This is a genomic window from Neobacillus endophyticus (assembly GCF_013248975.1).
Lineage (GTDB): Bacteria > Bacillota > Bacilli > Bacillales > Cytobacillaceae > Neobacillus > Neobacillus endophyticus.
In genome coordinates this window covers 1,184,561-1,202,348 of the sequence record NZ_JABRWH010000001.1, presented here as the reverse complement: position 1 = coordinate 1,202,348, position 17,788 = coordinate 1,184,561, and the positions used below count along the sequence as shown (strand labels likewise).

18 protein-coding genes are annotated in these 17,788 nt (G+C 39.5%); 16 read left to right on the top strand and 2 right to left on the bottom strand.

Going from position 1 to position 17,788, the window contains the following annotated elements:
* Positions 1-138 precede the first annotated feature (138 nt).
* The 5 genes from HPT25_RS05750 to HPT25_RS05730 all read left to right on the top strand — a co-directional run bounded on the left by HPT25_RS05750 (position 139) and on the right by HPT25_RS05730 (position 3,772).
* Entirely contained in the window at positions 139-1,140 is a 1,002-nt protein-coding gene (locus HPT25_RS05750) for a DUF3231 family protein (protein WP_173061231.1), read from the top strand.
* Between the two features lie 141 nt (positions 1,141-1,281).
* Positions 1,282-1,815 carry an HD domain-containing protein gene (locus tag HPT25_RS05745; protein WP_173070923.1) on the top strand — a complete coding sequence of 178 codons (534 nt, stop codon included), beginning with the start codon at positions 1,282-1,284 and terminating at the stop codon, positions 1,813-1,815.
* 113 nt (positions 1,816-1,928) lie between these two features.
* Positions 1,929-2,537: a transglutaminase-like domain-containing protein gene (locus HPT25_RS05740; protein WP_173061228.1), complete on the top strand. Its 609-nt coding sequence runs from the start codon at positions 1,929-1,931 to the stop codon at positions 2,535-2,537.
* Between the two features lie 43 nt (positions 2,538-2,580).
* Positions 2,581-2,736 (top strand): hypothetical protein, encoded by a 156-nt coding sequence (locus HPT25_RS05735; protein ID WP_173061225.1) that lies wholly within the window; start codon positions 2,581-2,583, stop codon positions 2,734-2,736.
* 898 nt (positions 2,737-3,634) lie between these two features.
* Positions 3,635-3,772 (top strand): hypothetical protein, encoded by a 138-nt coding sequence (locus tag HPT25_RS05730; RefSeq protein WP_173061222.1) that lies wholly within the window; start codon positions 3,635-3,637, stop codon positions 3,770-3,772.
* Between the two features lie 64 nt (positions 3,773-3,836).
* Here HPT25_RS05730 and HPT25_RS05725 read toward each other — a convergent pair whose 3' ends face one another.
* Positions 3,837-4,403: a YdhK family protein gene (locus HPT25_RS05725; RefSeq protein ID WP_173061219.1), complete on the bottom strand. Its 567-nt coding sequence runs from the start codon at positions 4,401-4,403 to the stop codon at positions 3,837-3,839.
* A gap of 201 nt (positions 4,404-4,604) precedes the next feature.
* Between HPT25_RS05725 and HPT25_RS05720 the strand changes: the two genes are divergently transcribed.
* The 8 genes from HPT25_RS05720 (at position 4,605) to HPT25_RS05685 (ending at position 12,702) form a co-directional block, all read left to right on the top strand.
* Entirely contained in the window at positions 4,605-5,033 is a 429-nt protein-coding gene (locus HPT25_RS05720; protein WP_173061216.1) for a MarR family winged helix-turn-helix transcriptional regulator, read from the top strand.
* Between the two features lie 54 nt (positions 5,034-5,087).
* On the top strand, positions 5,088-5,486 hold the full coding sequence (locus HPT25_RS05715) for a DoxX family protein (protein WP_173061213.1): 399 nt from the start codon (positions 5,088-5,090) through the stop codon (positions 5,484-5,486).
* Positions 5,487-5,564: 78 nt separating this feature from the next.
* Complete coding sequence (locus tag HPT25_RS05710; RefSeq protein WP_173061211.1) at positions 5,565-6,503, top strand: ring-cleaving dioxygenase; 939 nt, start codon at positions 5,565-5,567, stop codon at positions 6,501-6,503.
* Between the two features lie 30 nt (positions 6,504-6,533).
* A complete protein-coding gene (locus tag HPT25_RS05705; RefSeq protein ID WP_173061208.1) occupies positions 6,534-7,481 on the top strand; it encodes a ring-cleaving dioxygenase in 948 nt (315 codons plus the stop codon).
* Positions 7,478-8,086 carry an alpha/beta hydrolase gene (locus HPT25_RS05700; RefSeq protein ID WP_173061205.1) on the top strand — a complete coding sequence of 203 codons (609 nt, stop codon included), beginning with the start codon at positions 7,478-7,480 and terminating at the stop codon, positions 8,084-8,086. Before HPT25_RS05705 ends, HPT25_RS05700 begins: the two co-directional genes overlap by 4 nt.
* A gap of 1,143 nt (positions 8,087-9,229) precedes the next feature.
* Positions 9,230-10,237 carry a GGDEF domain-containing protein gene (locus HPT25_RS05695; RefSeq protein ID WP_246277152.1) on the top strand — a complete coding sequence of 336 codons (1,008 nt, stop codon included), beginning with the start codon at positions 9,230-9,232 and terminating at the stop codon, positions 10,235-10,237.
* A 249-nt stretch (positions 10,238-10,486) separates the two neighbouring features.
* A complete protein-coding gene (locus HPT25_RS05690; RefSeq protein ID WP_173061199.1) occupies positions 10,487-12,214 on the top strand; it encodes a YwqJ-related putative deaminase in 1,728 nt (575 codons plus the stop codon).
* A gap of 17 nt (positions 12,215-12,231) precedes the next feature.
* Positions 12,232-12,702 (top strand): toxin-antitoxin system YwqK family antitoxin, encoded by a 471-nt coding sequence (locus tag HPT25_RS05685; protein WP_173061196.1) that lies wholly within the window; start codon positions 12,232-12,234, stop codon positions 12,700-12,702.
* A gap of 325 nt (positions 12,703-13,027) precedes the next feature.
* Here the strand turns inward: HPT25_RS05685 and nfi are convergent, their stop codons facing one another.
* Positions 13,028-13,720 carry a deoxyribonuclease V gene (gene nfi / locus HPT25_RS05680; protein ID WP_173061193.1) on the bottom strand — a complete coding sequence of 231 codons (693 nt, stop codon included), beginning with the start codon at positions 13,718-13,720 and terminating at the stop codon, positions 13,028-13,030.
* Between the two features lie 283 nt (positions 13,721-14,003).
* Between nfi and HPT25_RS05675 the strand changes: the two genes are divergently transcribed.
* The 3 genes from HPT25_RS05675 to HPT25_RS05665 all read left to right on the top strand — a co-directional run bounded on the left by HPT25_RS05675 (position 14,004) and on the right by HPT25_RS05665 (position 17,637).
* Positions 14,004-14,573: a hypothetical protein gene (locus HPT25_RS05675; protein ID WP_173061190.1), complete on the top strand. Its 570-nt coding sequence runs from the start codon at positions 14,004-14,006 to the stop codon at positions 14,571-14,573.
* Positions 14,574-14,584: 11 nt separating this feature from the next.
* Positions 14,585-14,911: a hypothetical protein gene (locus HPT25_RS05670; protein ID WP_217269641.1), complete on the top strand. Its 327-nt coding sequence runs from the start codon at positions 14,585-14,587 to the stop codon at positions 14,909-14,911.
* 818 nt (positions 14,912-15,729) lie between these two features.
* Positions 15,730-17,637 (top strand): S53 family peptidase, encoded by a 1,908-nt coding sequence (locus HPT25_RS05665; protein ID WP_173061184.1) that lies wholly within the window; start codon positions 15,730-15,732, stop codon positions 17,635-17,637.
* Positions 17,638-17,788: the final 151 nt, after the last annotated feature.

The window sequence follows — 17,788 nt, the reverse complement described above, 5'->3', positions numbered from 1 at the left end:
AAATGTTTCCTGAAATGGCTGAACAGGGAGGTTGAAACAGACAATGTATGTAGTAGATCCGTTTTCCCCTACATAGAAGAGTACTAAAAATGGATAGAATATTTACCAGAATTGGTAGATAGAGACGGAGTGAAAAAATTGGACATCAACAGCAATAGATTGACATCCCCTGAAATCACAAATTTACATTTGCAATTTATCCAGGAAACCATTTCTATTTGTGTTAGTAAGCATGTATTAGCAACGGTTAAAGATCCGGAAGTTCGCTCCTTATTTGAATTCTCATTGGGGTTATCAGAAAACCATGTAAAAGCTTTAGAGAATTTTTTCAAACTGGAGAATTTCCCTGTACCAGATGGATTCAGAGAAAAAGACGTAAATCTTGATTCTCCACCATTATTTGTCGATACTTTTTGGTTAAACTATTTACACACGTTGAGCCATACGGGGTTAACTGGTTATAGCCTTGCTTTCGGCAACTCTTTACGGCAGGATATACAGGATTATTATTATCAATGTAATATTGATGCCATGGAAGTACACAAAAAAACGATTAGCACTCTTGTAGCTAAAGGGCTTTATGAAAAACCCCCACACTTTTCTACCCCAAAAAGAGTAGAATATATAACAAGCTTTAGCTACTCCTTCGACGTGATAGGGAAGAAACGACCTTTAAATACAGCTGAAGCTGGAAGCGTGTTTTTTAATTTATCCAAAACCCGCTTGGCAAAGGCTCTTACGATCGGATTTATTCAAGTTGTAAAAAATAAGGATTTTCGTAAATTCCTTGAATCAAACCTGCGTGATATTAATCAAAACTATGGAATCTTTTCTTCCATATTACAAGAGGCCAATTTGAAGGTACCTAAATTATTGGATACATATGTTACAAATTCAACTGTTGCACCTTTCTCGGATCGATTAATGGCGAATATAGCAGGTTTCTTGGCGTCAGCAGCCATATCCTATTATGGAACTGCTTTGGTTTCAAGTATGAGAATTGATTTAATTGTCCATTGTGAGGCTGCGATATTAGGGGGATTAAAACAATTATCTAAATTTGGGAATGTGGCTGTTAATAATGGCTGGATTGAAAAACTGCCGCAAGCAGATGACCGAAAAGAATTACCAATCAACTAAATAGTATTCATGGAACAGCTTGCAGGCCGACTGTCAGCAAGCTGAGCTTAAACAACAGCATGAAGAGAGCTAAAAAGCTTGATAAGTTGCGATTAATATGTTAATATTCTGAAAATTTACTTTTTAAGGAGGGGGATTACGATAAGGTATGTCACATTAACTGAAATTTATCAGCACCATATTGCACAGAAGTATTTATCCCGGTCAGGTCTAGCACATGCCATTGCGTGCGCTTATCATGCATTTAAATTGGCAAAACAGAGAAATGTCTCTGTTGACCTGGCCACGAAAGCCGCCTTCCTCCATGATATGGGCCATTATACTTGGTATCGAAATGGAAAATGGGATTACGACTTATATAAACAAAATGATATTCACGCCATAAAAGGCGCGGAAAGAGCCCATAAATTATTGATTCGCTTGGGCGAAAACCCTCGGTATGCCAGAGATATTGCATTTGCGATCTTATTCCACACAGACTCCTATATCAAAGACAGTTATATAAAGCGTACCCCTCTGCAGGAAATTACAAAGCTTGCTGATGAAATGGACGAGGAGGAAGGCGGGCTGCATCATTACCGCCAAATCGACCAAGAAAGAGCCCTCCGAATGATTGAGAAATTAGACCAGATGGTGGAAGAGGAAATGGATACCTCAAAGAACGAGGGAATTTAGTGATTTATGAGTTTGCTGCAGGGCAGCAGCCTCTTTTTTTGTCATAAAATAATTGTATATTTATACTAATGATTGTAAAATTATACAGTATTTAAATTGAGGAGGGACGTGTATTGGAACTTTTAGTGGAATCAACGAATCTCAAAGACTATTTGAAAGAGTCGCCTGTCGTGGATTTTTCTCATCCTGCTATTAAGGAAATGATCGCTGCGCTGTTTCAAGACAGCCAGACAGAAGCGGAAAAGGCAAAGATTGCTTTTGAGTTTGTAAGAGACAAAATTGCACATTCATGGGATATACAGAGTACAACTATTACCTGCAAAGCATCAGAAGTACTTTTATTCAAAGAAGGGATTTGCTATGCAAAATCTAATTTACTGGCCGCCCTGCTAAGATCACAAGGGATCCCGACAGGCTTCTGCTACCAACGACTCATGTTATTCGACACCCCAGAAAAAGGCTATGCACTTCACACACTAAATGGTGTGTATCTTCAGTCATTAGATCGCTGGATTCGCTTAGATGCTCGGGGAAACAAACCCGGAGTACAAGCGGAATTTTCAACAAGTGAAGAAATTCTGGCGTTTCCCATACAAGAAAACTTCGATGAAAAAGACTACCCCTGGATTTATGCTGAACCAAACCCTAAAACGATAGCGGTTTTAGAAGAACATACCAATACTTTAGAGATGTATCAATTCGGTTTGCCTGAGGATTTGTGACCTATGGTTGTTTGCAGGTTAGGGGATTCGGACAGGTGGGGGTGTGAATACATTGATATCTGTCCGCAGCCCATTGGAATACGGACAGGCCGTGGGTGAAAACACAGTTAAGCTGTCCAAAAGCGAGAGTGATTCGGACAGAAGGAGTGTTGAACCCCATGAAAGTAGTCCGTATCCAGGTGAACTAAGGACAGGTTGAGCAAGAAATCCAGTAAAGCTGACCGAAAGCGGGGCCAATAAGGACAGGAGGAGTGTTGAACTCCTTGAAAGTTGTCCGAATGTCGGTGAAATAAGGACAGGTTGAGCAAGAAATCCAGTAAAGCTGTCCGAAAGAGAGGCCAATAAGGACAGGAAGAGTGTTGAACTCCTTGAAAGTTGTCCGAATTCAGGTGAACTAAGGACAGATAGAGCAAGAAATCCAGTAAAGCTGTCCGAAAGAGAGGCCAATAAGGACAGGAGGAGGGTGAATCCCTTGAAAGTTGTCCGAATGTCGGTGAAATAAGGACAGGTTGAGCAAGAAACCCAGTAAAGCTGTCCGAAAGCGGGGCCAATAAGGACAGGAGGAGGGTGAATCCCTTGAAAGTAGTCCGAATGTCGGTGAAATAAGGACAGGTTGAGCAAGAAACCCAGTAAAGCTGTCCGAAAGTGAGGCCAATAAGGACAGGAGGAGTGTTGAACTCCTTGAAAGTTGTCCGAATGTCGGTGAAATAAGGACAGGTTGAGCAAGAAATCCAGTAAAGCTGACCGAAAGCGAGGCCAATAAGGACAGGAAGAGTGTTGAACTCCTTGAAAGTTGTCCGAATTCAGGTGAAATAAGGACAGATAGAGCAAGAAATCCAGTAAAGCTGTCCGAAAGCGAGGCCAATAAGGACAGGAGGAGGGTGAATCCCTTGAAAGTTGTCCGAATTCAGGTGAACAAAGGACATGCCGTGCGTGTAATCCTAAAAAGTAGTCCGAATCCGAGTTTAATTTTGTCAGTCTCAGTGAAAATTCATTCTTAAATGGCTCTGCTAAAAAAATTCCACATAACGAACAATAAAACCTGATAAAATGGAAAAAAGATGACAGTGGCTATGATTTTTCGAGGGGGAGCAAGTATGAAACTTAAAAAGAAAAGAAAAAAGAGAAAAGTGGATTGGCTTTTTGATGTATTTGATATTGTTGAAATTATTGGCCAAATATTAGTGTGGGCTATTCGCGGGCTCTTTCATTTGATTGCAAAAATACTTAACTAAATGGTGAAGGGCATTTCCCAAAATAGAGAAAGCCCTTTTTGTTGATAAAAGAAAGAAGCTCTTATTATTTAGCTGTAAGCTCGCTTTCTGTTACCCATTTATGATTCTTCACTTTTGCTCCACCGGTTGTTGGTGTGTAGTCAATCATATAAACGGTGATATGTTCTGCTGAATCAATCGTTCCTGTTGCCCCCATCATGCCATCCATGTGTTCTGCCTCCAGGGTCACTTTTGTTCCTGGTTTTAACGGTTTACTGCCAGCATCCTTTATTTCCTCTTGGATGACCCATTTATGATTTTTCACAATGGCTCCACCGGTTGTTGGAGTATAGGTAACGGCATAGACTGTTGTATCATAGGCACCTACAATGGTAGCAGAGGCGCCGTTCATCCCTTCCATGTGATCCCCTTTTACAATCACTTGACTGCCCACTTTGTAAGTTGGATTTTTGGCCTCTTTTAATCCTGCGGGAATCTCACTTGAACCGGAGTGCATGTCACTCATATTCATATTCATACTCGTATGTTTGGCCGTTTTGTCGGGAGTGCTTTTCTGATTGCTGGCGCAGGCAGAAAGCAGCAGTATGAAAATGAGTGCGGTCATTCCCATCACAAACTTTTTACTTCTCATTTTTTCCCTCCTTCAAACTTATTCAGCTGTAGTCTACATAAAAGGTGTGCAGAAAGTTTGCATTTAACCAAGGTTTTTACTGTATTTTTGTAAGTAACTAAAAAAAACAAAAAATGCGGTTGACATGAAACTGTATTCGTATTATGATTATCTCAGATTCAAGATATTTTAATTCAAGATAATTTTCAGGAGGTGATAGAAGTGAATGAAAAGTGCAGGAATCTTCCTTATCTTGTATTGATGCAGACTTCTAAAGCAGTTCAAGAACGAATAAGGTTGGAAATGGGCGTCAATCACCTGAGCATGACGGAATTTTCCGTTTTGGAGGTGCTTTATCATATAGGAAAACAAACGATTCATCAAATTGGCAACAGCATACTCATTTCAAGTGGTTCGATGACGTATGTTATCGATAAGTTGGAAAAAAGAAACCTGCTGCATCGGAGTGCATGTTCAGACGATCGCAGAGTCATATATGTGACACTGACAGATGAAGGGAAAGTGCTGATGGAGAAGATCATGCCGAAACATCATGAATTAGTGGATGACATGCTTGGTTCTTTGAATGATGAAGAAGCAATGACGTTGGTGGAACTGTTAAAAAAGGTTGAAAAACGATTAAAAAGTTGATTTTTTTTCAATTAATATCTCGAAATCGAGATAAAAAACAGGAGGAATAAGAATATGATTAATATTGGTTTGTTAGTAATTCGCTTAGTTATTGGGATTTTATTTGTAGGTCACGGTGCACAAAAATTATTTGGCTGGTTTGGCGGGTATGGATTAAAAGGAACGGGAGGATGGTTTGAATCGATTGGTATGAAACCTGGTGTAACCATGGCTCTTTTCGCAGGATTGGCTGAACTGATTGGTGGGCTGTTGTTTGCTTTAGGTCTTTTAACACCACTTGCAGGAATTATCATTGCAGGAACGATGGTTATGGCCATTGTGAAGGTACACGGTTCAAATGGATTATGGGCAACGGCGAATGGATATGAATATAACCTTACCTTGCTTGCCGTTGCAATTGGGATCGCATTAATCGGCCCTGGTCAATATGCGTTAGATGCATTCTTGTTCTAAAATACTGTGAAACAAAGGTGAGGGACATTTACGGCTGAAATAGGAACAAAATAAATAATGATAAGGAGTGTGGTCAAAATGGCAATAAAAACAACGGGTATTCACCATATTACGGCAATCGTAGGGGATCCTCAAGAAAACGTGGATTTCTATGCAGGTGTTCTGGGGCTGCGTTTAGTGAAACAAACCGTCAATTTTGATGATCCAGAAACGTATCATCTTTACTTTGGTAATGAGGGTGGAAAACCGGGAACGATTATTACATTTTTCCCTTGGCCGGGAGCCCGTCAAGGAATCATTGGAGACGGTCAAGTTGGGGTCACTTCTTATGTTGTTCCGAAAGATGCTTTGGGGTTTTGGGAAAAGAGGTTAGAAAAATTTAATATTCGCTATATGAAAATGGAACGTTTTGGGGAGCAATACCTGGAATTTGATGATCCGCACGGCCTGCACTTGGAGATCGTGGAAAGAGAGGCTGGCGAAAGCAATACATGGACATTTGGCGGGATCACCTCTGACGTTGCCATCAAAGGATTTGGCGGAGCAACCCTCTTATCGGTTCAACCAGATCAAACAGCTGCATTGCTAGAAAATATTTTGGGTCTTGAACGTGTAGGAACAGAAGGAGATTTCACCCGTTTCCGTTCTTCAGCTGAGATTGGTAATATTATCGATCTTAAATTAACGCCAATTGGCAGAGGGCAAATGGGGGTAGGCACGGTCCATCATATTGCCTGGAGGACGAAGGATGATCAGGATCTAATGGACTGGCAAACCTTTGTTCAAACTAGCGGATACAGAGTCACTTCTGTAAAGGATCGCAACTATTTTCATTCCATTTACTTTAGAGAACATGGGGAAATCCTGTTTGAAATGGCTACAGATCCCCCAGGATTTGCCCTAGATGAATCACAAGAGACAATGGGTGAGAAATTAATGCTGCCGCCGCAATACGAACCGCATAGAGAACAAATTAAAAAAGGCTTACACCCTTTTGAAGTAAGAGAATTAGATTGAGTTATTCATCCTATTGATGGAGAGGATCGTATGCAAAAAACTACGGGAATTCATCATATTTCAGCCATGGTAAATGATGCACAACGGAATATTGATTTTTATGCAGGTGTTCTAGGGCTAAGACTTGTGAAAAAAACGATTAATTTTGATCGGCCGGAAGTGTACCATCTTTATTTTGGTAATGAAACAGGTCAGCCTGGAACCGTTATAACCTTCTTCCCTTGGTCTAAACAGCTGAAAGGAAGGATTGGAACAGGGCAGGTAGGAGTCACCAGATATATGGTTCCAAAAGGGTCCGTTTCCTTTTGGGAAAATCGTTTGCAAAAGTTCGGTATTGAATGTTTTTCATCTGTCCGCTTCGGTGAAAAGTATCTTCAGTTTCACGACCCAGACGGATTGCAAATTGAATTAACAGAAGGCGATCAAGGGCCTATGAATACATGGGCCTTTGGAGGGGTCCCGGAAGAACATGCGATTAAAGGATTTGCTGGTGCGGTACTTTTTTCAGCATATCCACATAAAACGACGGACGTATTAGAAAATGTACTGGGGCTGGAATGCATAGGTCAGGATGATGAGTTTCTCAGATTTACGTCAACAGGACAGCTTGGAAATACCATTGATATTCACCTGAATCCAAAAGTAAGAGGGCTGATGGGAGCAGGAACAGTTCACCACATCGCTTGGAGAGCAAAGGATGAAGGAGATCATCAAAGGTGGAGATCGCTTCTGCAGGATCGCGGTTATTATCCGACGGAGATTCTTGATCGAAACTATTTCAAAGCTCTCTATTTTCATGAAGGCGGGGGCATCCTGTTTGAAATAGCGACCGACCAGCCAGGATTTGCAGTAGACGAACCCGTCACTGAACTTGGAACCAAACTTATGCTGCCAGCCTGGTTAGAATCAAAGCGGGAAGAATTAGAAACAGCCTTACCACCTGTAGAGGTTCGTGTTCTGGAGGAGGATTCAATATGAAGCATTTATTTAACAAGGGGCAAGATCCCACTAAACCAACATTTTTATTACTTCATGGCACGGGCGGAAATGAATTAGACCTATTGCCGGTTGCCGGCAGAATTGATGACGAGGCGAATGTATTAAGCGTCCGTGGAAATGTATTGGAAAATGGCATGCCGCGCTTTTTTAGAAGATTGGCCGAAGGAATCTTTGATGAAGAAGATCTAATTTTTCGGACAAAAGAATTAAATCAGTTTCTGGACGTGGCAGCGGAAAAGTATGGTTTTGATCGTGATAATATCATAGCCATTGGTTACTCAAACGGAGCCAATATGGCGGCAAGTTTATTATTTCATTATCAACACGCATTAAAAGGTGCAATCCTTCATCATCCAATGGTGCCCCGAAAAGGGATGGATCTTCCCGACCTATCAGGAAAGTCCGTGTTTATTGCAGCTGGGACGAATGATCCGATCTGCTCGCCGTTGGAATCAGCTGAACTCCAATCATTATTAGAAACTGCCAACGCGAAAGTGGAACTCCATTGGGAAAATCATGGCCACCAATTAACCATCGAAGAAGTAGAGGCTGCTGCTGAATGGTATAAGGGACTTCATAAATAAATAGCAGGGAGAGCCATTGTGGCAGCAACTGGATTTACGGATCCAATTGGTGCTAGCGGGAATCCATAACGAAAAAGCCAATCGAACGATTGGCTTTTTGGTGCGGGATCACAATAAAAGTTAAGAGTGGTAGCTAAGAAAAAGTAAAAGCAGTTTCCATTATTAATATGAAGGTTACTCTCGGATAAGCATTCAAAACTCTCGAAAGGAAAAATAACTCTCGGATGAGGGAAGAAAGCTCTCGGATGGCCGGAAGAAACTCTCGGATAAGCATTCAAAACTCTCGAAAGGAAAAATAACTCTCGGATGAGCGAAGAAAACTCTCGGATGGCCGGAAGAAACTCTCGGATAAGCAGTCAAAACTCTCAAATGGAAAATTAACTCTCGGATGAGGGAAGAAAACTCTCGGATGACCGGGAGAAACTCTCGGATAAGCAGTCAAAACTCTCGAAAGTAAAAATAACTCTCGGATGAGGGAAGAAAACTCTCGGATGGCCGGAAGAAACTCCTGGATAAGCAGTTAAAACTCTCGAGAGGAAAAATAACCCTTGGATGAGGGAAGAAAACTCTCGGATAAACGAAAGAAGTTCTCAATAAGTGAAATTTTTTAAGTTTTTATCAACTCGAATAGAATGATGGATCATATGAAACAACTGAGAACGGTTTGAAGCTTCGGTGGGATTTAGTTCTTAAGTTACTTGCTCGGCATTCAACAGATGGTGTATCATGGACCACTCCGAGGGAGGATTAAACCTTTGGATCAAACTTTCTTTCTTGCTGGATAGCAACCATGTACTGATAGAGGTGAAAAAACAGCAAACTCGGCTCTGCTTGTTATCCGCTGAAACAAGAAAATCATTATTTAAGGGTAAGCTATTCTTATATGAACGAATCCTTGCTATAAGAGGGCGTGGTGGCCTTATGCATGCTCAATTATCCGCAAAGGCAGTTCAAGACGACACTCCCAATTATTAAGGCAAATGGGAGGAAATTAGACTGCGGCTCACCATTTCTTTTTTGCTGACAGATATGCTATTTTTATCTTAGGGTGATAAAAAATTGATTATAAAAGACTTATTTTCTAATCTTGCCATATTAACATCCCTGCTTTTATTGTATAGTCAATTAACGAGAAGCAATCCCTTGAATCGTAAATCCTCTTTAAAAAGAAAGATTGCGGTTGGAGTGTTTGGCGGGGTTGCCGGCATGATCCTCATGCAGTATAGCATGCATATTGAAAATATCATTGTGGACCTGAGACATGTTCCGGTGATTCTTTTGGCTTTTTATGCGGGTCCAGTTCCTGCCTTCGTTGCCATGATCATTATGACAGTGCGACGTCTTTTTGACGGTATCACTCCAACTACTATATCTGCTGCCATCTTGGGACTATTAGTAGCAACCGGAGCCGTTAGTATTGCGAGAGGAAATTTATCCAGATATCATAAACTTTTCTTGTCCTTTACTTGGAATAATATCGTTTTTTCTATTCTGGCCATCAACTTGATCAGGAAATGGGATGTATTACTAGCATTTATTCCAGTCTATTGGATCGTGTCCTATATTGGGGGCTTTGTGGCCTTTTATATCATTGACTACATTCGATCCATTCAGTATCTATTTGAAAAATACAAAAGTGAATCCACGGTGGATGGTCTAACGGGTTTAAACAATTATCGCAAGTTTGACGATGTATTTAACTCGCTTATCCAGAAAGCCGGTGAAAAACAGGAGAAAATCTCCTTGCTCTATATAGATATTGACCATTTTAAAAAAATCAACGATCAATACGGCCACACAAATGGGGACAAGGTTTTAAAAGAACTTGGGGAGATTTTGCAAAATAACACGCGTTCCTTCGATATCGTCAGCCGAAATGGCGGCGAAGAGTTCACGGTCATCTTATTAGATTGCGATTTGGACAAGGCCAATGAAATTGCCGAACGCATTAGAAAAAATGTTGAAGAGTACCCCTTCCATCTGGCAGGGAAAAAGATTCACATTACCGTCTCCATCGGTGTCTCTTGCTACAACGACACCACAAGCGAACCCAACAACATCATTGACGATGCAGACCAAGCCCTATACAAAGCGAAAAACTCGGGACGTAACCGAGTGTGTCTGGCGGATAATAGGCTGGTCTTAACTTAAAATATGGCATTACATGTGAACGGCTTGAGCATATTCAAGCCGTTTTCTTTATGAAAATTTTATCCTTGCGTTGCATAAGCGAAGAATTCTTCAAGTTGGAAAAACCATAAATGGGATTAAATAGTAATAAGTCCCTATATTTCCATAATATATTATTGTTTACAATCTATTCTAGGCTGTTTTTTTAAAACAGAGATATCTACATATTGGAATAGCCAAAAGTTAGATGAACTGGGAGGATTTTAGCACATGGATGTAAAATATATCCCATCAGACTGGAAGAAGATGCAAGATGGGATTGGGGATTTGATTGGTCTTGGCCGCTGGGGCGATGGCATGATTGGTAGTTTAAAAAAGATTAGTGACAATCTGGATAATGCCAAAGAAGCGATCAGGAATTATGATCATGACGGGGTCATTTCTTTCCATCACGAGAGTCTAAAGAACAAATATCAAAATCTGTATGATGACTTTGAAGTTCTACATTCCTTCACTGGGAAGGTCGGAGATATTGTCGACCGCACGATTGATGAGCCGTTCTATGAAGATATGGACGCATTTGTGGAGGCAATGCGGGATTTGGATATTTCCAAGTACACCACGAAAAATAGAATCGGTGCCACGGAAACCATGCCTGTTTATGAGGGCTATGGCCAGTCTACATCACTGCAAGTGCCTAAAACAGAGGTGAACATTGACGATTTATTTAGCGGCGATAATTACTATTCGCAGCAAATGAAGCAGGAATTTGATGATTGGAAAAAGCTTAATCCAAAGCAAGATTTTACCGCAGAGGATTATGAGAAAGCCGCCCTTCATATTGGAGCCTTTCAGTATGAATCGATACGAGATGATCAGGATAAAAAGGAATTCTGGGGACAACTTATTTCGGTGGTCGTGATTGTCGGTGCGAGCATTGTCTGCCCTCCTGCCGGCATTGCTTTGGGAGCAGTATATGGCACATTAGAATTAAGTTCAGCTGTTTCCGGGAAAGACTGGATTTCTGGTCGAGAACTTGGGACAGGGGAACGAATTTTCCGCGGCGTTCTAAGTCCATTGGATATTATTCCGGGGATCAACGGTCTTTCAAAACTAAGCGGAACCGTGCGGCTTGCCCACATGGGAGAGTCCCTGGAAGGATTGAAAATAGGAATCAAACAGGGCTTTGGAAAAGGAATCACACGCGTTGATCATCTTGTGGAACATGCTAAACAGTTTACTTTCAATCGTGTAAAAAGAATTCCGGATATTGTAAAAGATAGAATGTCCCTACTGAAAAATAAGATGGCAAAAGATATAATGGAAGCAGGAGAAAGAGTAGATTCTTCTATTACATTTTTAAGAAATAACTTCTCGTTACGACCGGCCATGGAGGCTTCAGGCGTAGGAAAGATCCGCGAACCGATTGAGAACACTCATGCAGTGGGGAATAAGCTTCGTGAAATGATTAGTCAGTTTGAGGGGATTAATCTGGAAGAAGCTGCAGTTAAGGGTACGGGTAAAAGTCAGATTACTGAATTTGATGATTTATTAATTAGCCGAGGATTTACGAGGGGAGAACTAGAGAAATTAGTTAACCATGTAAATGAAGAGGCGTCAGTTCTCAAAAATCTTGGTCTCACCAAAAGAGAATTAGGGGCGGCGGTATCTGGTGTTTATAACAAAAAAACAGGGAAAATTTATACGGCAATTAATAATATGGATGGGGGACTTCCGACAGAGTTGCACCCTTTAATTGAATCAAAAATTAAAAATATGCCAAAAGATATAAGGGAAGGGTATATTAAGACACATGGAGCTGGATCACATGCAGAGGTTTATGCAATAAATAAAGCATTGCTTGATGGGGCAAATCCAGAAGATATAATAGGGTATGTTGTTAAATCTGGTGGGACAGTAAAACCATTAGGTGATCCATTTCCAATGTGTCCACACTGTTCTTATATTCTTCAAGACTTTTTTATTGTATCTAGCTAGGTGTAGGAGTGGTTGAATTGGAAACATTAAATATTAATAATTTAAATATTATGACAAAGGAAGAAGTTATAAATTTAGGAATTGAGTTTACAGATGATATCTGTTATTCAGGTCAATATGGGGATCAAGTTTTCGATAAGCCAATGGAAGAAGGTGGAGCAGCTATAACGGGAATATTATACGAGAAAAATCCAAATGATTCATTAGCATATTACAGTTTTTATGAGAATGGTATTCCGCATGGAGTAACAGTGGAATTTTATCAAAATGGTAAGGTTAGAGAGCATAAATACATGGAAAAAGGAACAATAACAGGTAGAAGTATTTCATGGTTTGATAACGGTAAAATAAAATCTGTTATAGATTACAAATATGGGTTTAAATTACATTCCAGAGAGTGGGATGAAAACGGAAACTTAATTAAAGTAAAACAAGAGCCAACTGCTTTTGAGAAGGAAATGATTACTAAATATGATTTGGAAGCTTAAAGAAATGTTATAAGAAATACAAAGCGACCAGCTTTATGAGTTCCTTTTAAAAACTATGGAGTAGGATGAAATAGTAGAGATAGAGACATGGATAATAAGTGAGGAATACCCAAACTTTCCTGTTATTTATGACAGAATAACTGGGTAAAGAAGCCGTTATATGCTAAAGCAATAATTGTTAACAGAATCTTTGAGAGTAAATCAGTGCAGAAAGATACCCTTTCTGTGATGATGCGGGGTGGGTAATTACTTTAGGATCATAAGGATTGATAGGCTTTATTATGGCTCTTTACAGACTAAGATGGACGATTTTCGCCCATCTTTTTTATTCGCTAAAGTAATGGTTGTGAAATGACATGGTCTTTTTCACAAGCTGATCAGCTTGCCGAGTCGTTTCAGGCAACCGGAAATTCGGTGAGAGTTTGAGTATCAATTCGCAGGAGGTTGTTAAGGATATACGATGGCCGATGGAAACAAATATGGGATTAATATTCTTCTGCGTTCTTAATACATTGCCTATGATTTCATGTTTATCTACTAATGGAGAGGAGGCACCCCTATATGAATCGGGTTCTGTAAAATTGCCTATCAACTTCGTTTTTCCACACCCGATGGTAGGTATATCATATAGGATCCCCAAATGGCAAGCTAATCCAAACCTTCTAGGGTGGGCGATTCCCTGTCCATCGCAAACAATTAATTGAGGAATGGTATTAATCTTTTCAAATGCTTTAATAATCGGAGGCAGCTCTCGGAACGAAAATAAACCTGGGATATACGGGAACCTAACTGTATCTTCAAAGACAACAGATTCCACTACTTTTAATGAATCAAATTCTAAAATGACAATCCCTGCAATTACAGTGTCGGTATTTTTGCTATAAGCAACATCTATTCCCGCGACATGAAGGATTGGGTCAAGCCTATCTTCGGTAATAACTTTTTGAGCTAAGTTTCGCTGTAATTCAATGGCCTCCATCTTATTTAAGTTCCATTGATGCTGTAATTGGGTATTCAATATGAATTCCTCCACGAATTTTTAGAACTGTCACTTTTATATTATTCAATTTTATTTAAGTCGTCAAAAAAGTGGAGCTCTGATAGGATTAGGTGGAGCTGAGATACTTGAGAACTTAAAGAAGGTCAAATTTAAAGGAACATATTCCCATCATCACTGACTTTATGGGGTCAGTTCAGTAAGGACACCTAACGTACTATTGAACCTCTACGTTAGGTGTTTTTTGGGTGATAGATTGTTAACCAAATGACTTGTGGTTACGTCAACAGGTGAAAATGTATATATGCCTGTTGAAAACAGCCATGGGGTTGAGAATTCGATAAGGGATTTGATTAGTAAGATTGATGGGATAAATATTGAGAGATCTAAGGGTACGGGTAATGCTGAAGTAAAATATGAATATAACATGATTAATAATCCAGGACCATTGGCAGAAACGAGGGGAAATCCCGCAGCAAATTTTCTAGCTGGAAAATATAATGTAAAAGTTTTGGATGAAGATACAATTTTATATCGCTCAGGTAAAGCAGGAGGATTAACAATTCCAGGGAAAGAACAAAATGCCTTAGGACAATGGTTTACAAGAGAATCAGCAGAATCAGTTGCAAAAGTAAGAATAGATTCAGCTGTTAAAGCCCAGTGGATAGACCCCAAAACAGGAGTATTAACGGGTACTTCGCCAATAGAATCAACTTATGCAATAAAAATTCCTAAAGGAACTACAATATATGAAGGTCCAGTAGGATACCAAGGAGGTCCATATCTTGGAGGAGAAAATTGTAATCAAATTTTTATTCAAGAACCATGGAAAATTGATGGAGTACAACCTTTAAGTGAAACACCGATAAGGTAGGAGGTATAATGATGAGTTCAAGTAGTTTTGTTATAGATAAATTAGAAAAATTATTTAGGGAATTGAATGTGATATTGGAGGAAAATAGGAATTCTGATATTAACTACCAGATATCTGAAGTAAAATATGGAATTAAGATTTTAAGTGAATGTAAAAATAATAATTATTTTAATGTTGAAGATGTTGTAAACGAGATAAAATCAATTCATAGAAATCTATATCCACCACGAGGAGGCCTATCTGATTTTTTCATATGGAAGGCAGATTTTAATGAACGTGTTAAGGCTAATGAACCTTTAGGAAGAATTGGTGATGAATTATGGAAAATGTTAAAATAATTATTGCATAATTATTTTGAAATTAGCTTCATAAAAAAAATTATTTGCAAACTTATATAATATAAATAGAAGTATCAAGTAGATGAACTCATAATAAAAATTCTTGTAGTAAGCTTGGGCACTTAAAAGCAGAAAAAAATCCCCAAATCTACTAACAGCCATTAAAAGGATTTATTAACTGAGCACTTGATTGTTTAATAGGTAACAAGTGCTTTTTTGTTGAGAGTTTTAAGGATAGGACATTACATGATTAATGTTTTGTAAAATTCATAGCTCATTTTGGAATGAATTACTTTATATAAATAACTATAAAGCACTTGATGTCTACGAATGACAGCAGGTGCTTTTTTGACTTTGTAGAGTACGGAAAAACAAGGCCTAACAATTAAAGTTAATAAATGAATAACCAGTTTTCACTATATTCTAAAGTATGAAAATTACAATTAAGTATACGGGTGAAGGTAGTAAGATTTGTTGAAGTGATATTAGAAAATAACATTTTGTAGTATAAATGTTATTTTTTTAAAAAATATACCAATATTTTCAATTTGGTAGTATTATATGAATATTGTTCCAAATATAACAAAAAATAGGAGGTAAGAAACGAAAAACTTTAGATTACTAGTCCAGTTCCGTTGTAGTTTCAATTGTCGTGTCGTGGGATCGGTATCAATTACACTAGGAAATACCTGTCTGTACATATTTTTAGTTAAAGGAATTTTTAATTAATGTAGTAAGGTAGCTCTTTTGTCTATCACTAGAACAATTGAGCAAAGTGTGAATGGTGCTTATTATACTAGGAAAAAGGGGAGCTTTTTATGAAACCATGGAAAAAGATAGCTGGTTTTGCCGTCATGAGTTCAGTGATGATCTTTAGCAATATTCCAGCTGTAGCGAGTGCACAGACCACAAGTTCTGTGAATGTAGAACAAGCTGGGAATCCTGCTGATGCACAAGTTTTCGGTGATTTACCTGGTGATACACAGGTGACAGTAGACATTGTGATGAAAATCCAAAATAAAGACAAACTGGCCCGATATATTCAGGAAACTACCACTTCTACAAGCCATAACTACCGGAAGTACCTTTCGATTTCAGATTTCAATAAACAATACGGAGCAAATCCTGAATTCATCAAAAAAGTCACTCAATATTTGGATAGCTATGGTATTACATCTACTGTTGCCCCAAATGGATTAATTGTGACAGCAAAAGGAACTGCAGATCAATTTAATAAGGCTTTCGATGTCATTCTGCAGAAGAAGAAGTATAAAGGGAAGACATTCCACGGGACAAAAGGGACCCCGACACTTCCTGAAAGCATTGGAAATCAGATTCTTTGTGTTTTAGGTTTATCTGATTACTCCAACCTTACATCAAATGCCATAAAGCAGAAATCATTATTTGAACCAAAGGGTGAAGTCCCTGAAGGTCCTCTTAGTTTAACGACAAAAGATTTGGTTAATCAATATCATGTTCAACCTTTGTATGACAAAGGTGCATCAGGTAAAGGACAGACAATTGGAATTGTAACACTTGCGGATTTTAACGTGGAAGATGCGTACAAATTCTGGAGCGACAATGGAATTTTTGTGAAACCTGACCGAATTAGCAAGATAAATGTCGATGGTGGTTCTGGCTTTGATGGTTATGACGAAACATCACTTGACGTCGAGCAGTCAGGAGCGCTTGCACCGCAGGCAGATATTCATGTATTTATTGGCCCAAACAGTGATACGGGATTTTTGGATAGCTTCTCTACAGCAATCAATGAAAACAAAGCGCAACAAATTTCGGTCAGTTGGGGAGAAAGTGAAACATTAATTCATTTTTTGTCTGAAATGAAAGTAGAAACACCACAATATGAAGAAGCATTCAACCAATTATTCATGCAAGCAGCTTCCCAAGGAATAAGTATGTTCGCTGCTGCGGGAGATGAAGGTTCTTACGATGCTGCAAGGGAATTCGGGTTCTCTTCAGGAATCCCTGGGGCAACAAGTCTTTCTGTTGACACACCGGCTGACAGTCCGTATATAACTGCTGCTGGAGGAACGACTCTTCCTTTCCATTTGCACTCAGATGCTGTGAACATTGATATTACCAACAGCAAGGAACGTGCATGGGGATGGGATTACTTATCTCCGTTTTTAGATGCGATTGGATTTAATGATCCGGTATTCTGGGGAGTCTACCTTCCTGGAGGCGGAGGAGGATTCAGTAAGGTATACGAGACACCAAGTTATCAGTTAGGCGTGAAAGGTGTAAACTCCTTTACTGGAGTGAAACAGTGGACGGAGAATGAAACCCAGTCTTCGATGACCCGCGATGCTCAGCCAACCATCGTCACAGGCACGGGAACCGGCCGGAATTTGCCGGATCTCAGCATGGCTGCCGATCCCTTGACTGGTTACACAGTATATCTCAGCGATCCCGGGCAGCCGGGCGTAAATGATGGATACGCTACTTTTGGAGGAACCAGCTTTGTCGCTCCGCAACTCGCCGGTTTGTCGGCACTCATCAACAGTGCCAATGGCTCGAATGCAGGCTTCTGGAATCCGCAACTGTACCGTTTTGCTGTGCAAAATGATTCACCGCTTCACCCATTAAATGATACGGGAACAACCAATGATAATGGATTCTATACCGGTACCGCGGGTACGTTATATAATCAGGCAACTGGTCTTGGTACACCTGATGTGGCTGCACTTGCTGACAAATTAAAATAAATTATTAACCTCCTGCTACAATACTTAACGGAAATTTCGTTATGAAACGTACAGGAGGTTTTTATATTGAAAAAGAAAATAATCACGCCGCTGTCATTTAATCTATTGAAAAAAATAATTAACGATCGTTTTCTTTTAATTGACCAACAAA

Coding starts and splice junctions, on each gene's coding strand:
- HPT25_RS05690 (WP_173061199.1), top strand. CDS start 10,487: ATGGATGTAAAATATATCCCATCAGACTGGAAGAAGATGCAAGATGGG.
- HPT25_RS05700 (WP_173061205.1), top strand. CDS start 7,478: ATGAAGCATTTATTTAACAAGGGGCAAGATCCCACTAAACCAACATTT.
- HPT25_RS05725 (WP_173061219.1), bottom strand. CDS start 4,403: ATGAGAAGTAAAAAGTTTGTGATGGGAATGACCGCACTCATTTTCATA.
- HPT25_RS05710 (WP_173061211.1), top strand. CDS start 5,565: ATGGCAATAAAAACAACGGGTATTCACCATATTACGGCAATCGTAGGG.
- HPT25_RS05670 (WP_217269641.1), top strand. CDS start 14,585: ATGAGTTCAAGTAGTTTTGTTATAGATAAATTAGAAAAATTATTTAGG.
- HPT25_RS05705 (WP_173061208.1), top strand. CDS start 6,534: ATGCAAAAAACTACGGGAATTCATCATATTTCAGCCATGGTAAATGAT.
- HPT25_RS05715 (WP_173061213.1), top strand. CDS start 5,088: ATGATTAATATTGGTTTGTTAGTAATTCGCTTAGTTATTGGGATTTTA.
- HPT25_RS05675 (WP_173061190.1), top strand. CDS start 14,004: ATGCCTGTTGAAAACAGCCATGGGGTTGAGAATTCGATAAGGGATTTG.
- HPT25_RS05665 (WP_173061184.1), top strand. CDS start 15,730: ATGAAACCATGGAAAAAGATAGCTGGTTTTGCCGTCATGAGTTCAGTG.
- HPT25_RS05730 (WP_173061222.1), top strand. CDS start 3,635: ATGAAACTTAAAAAGAAAAGAAAAAAGAGAAAAGTGGATTGGCTTTTT.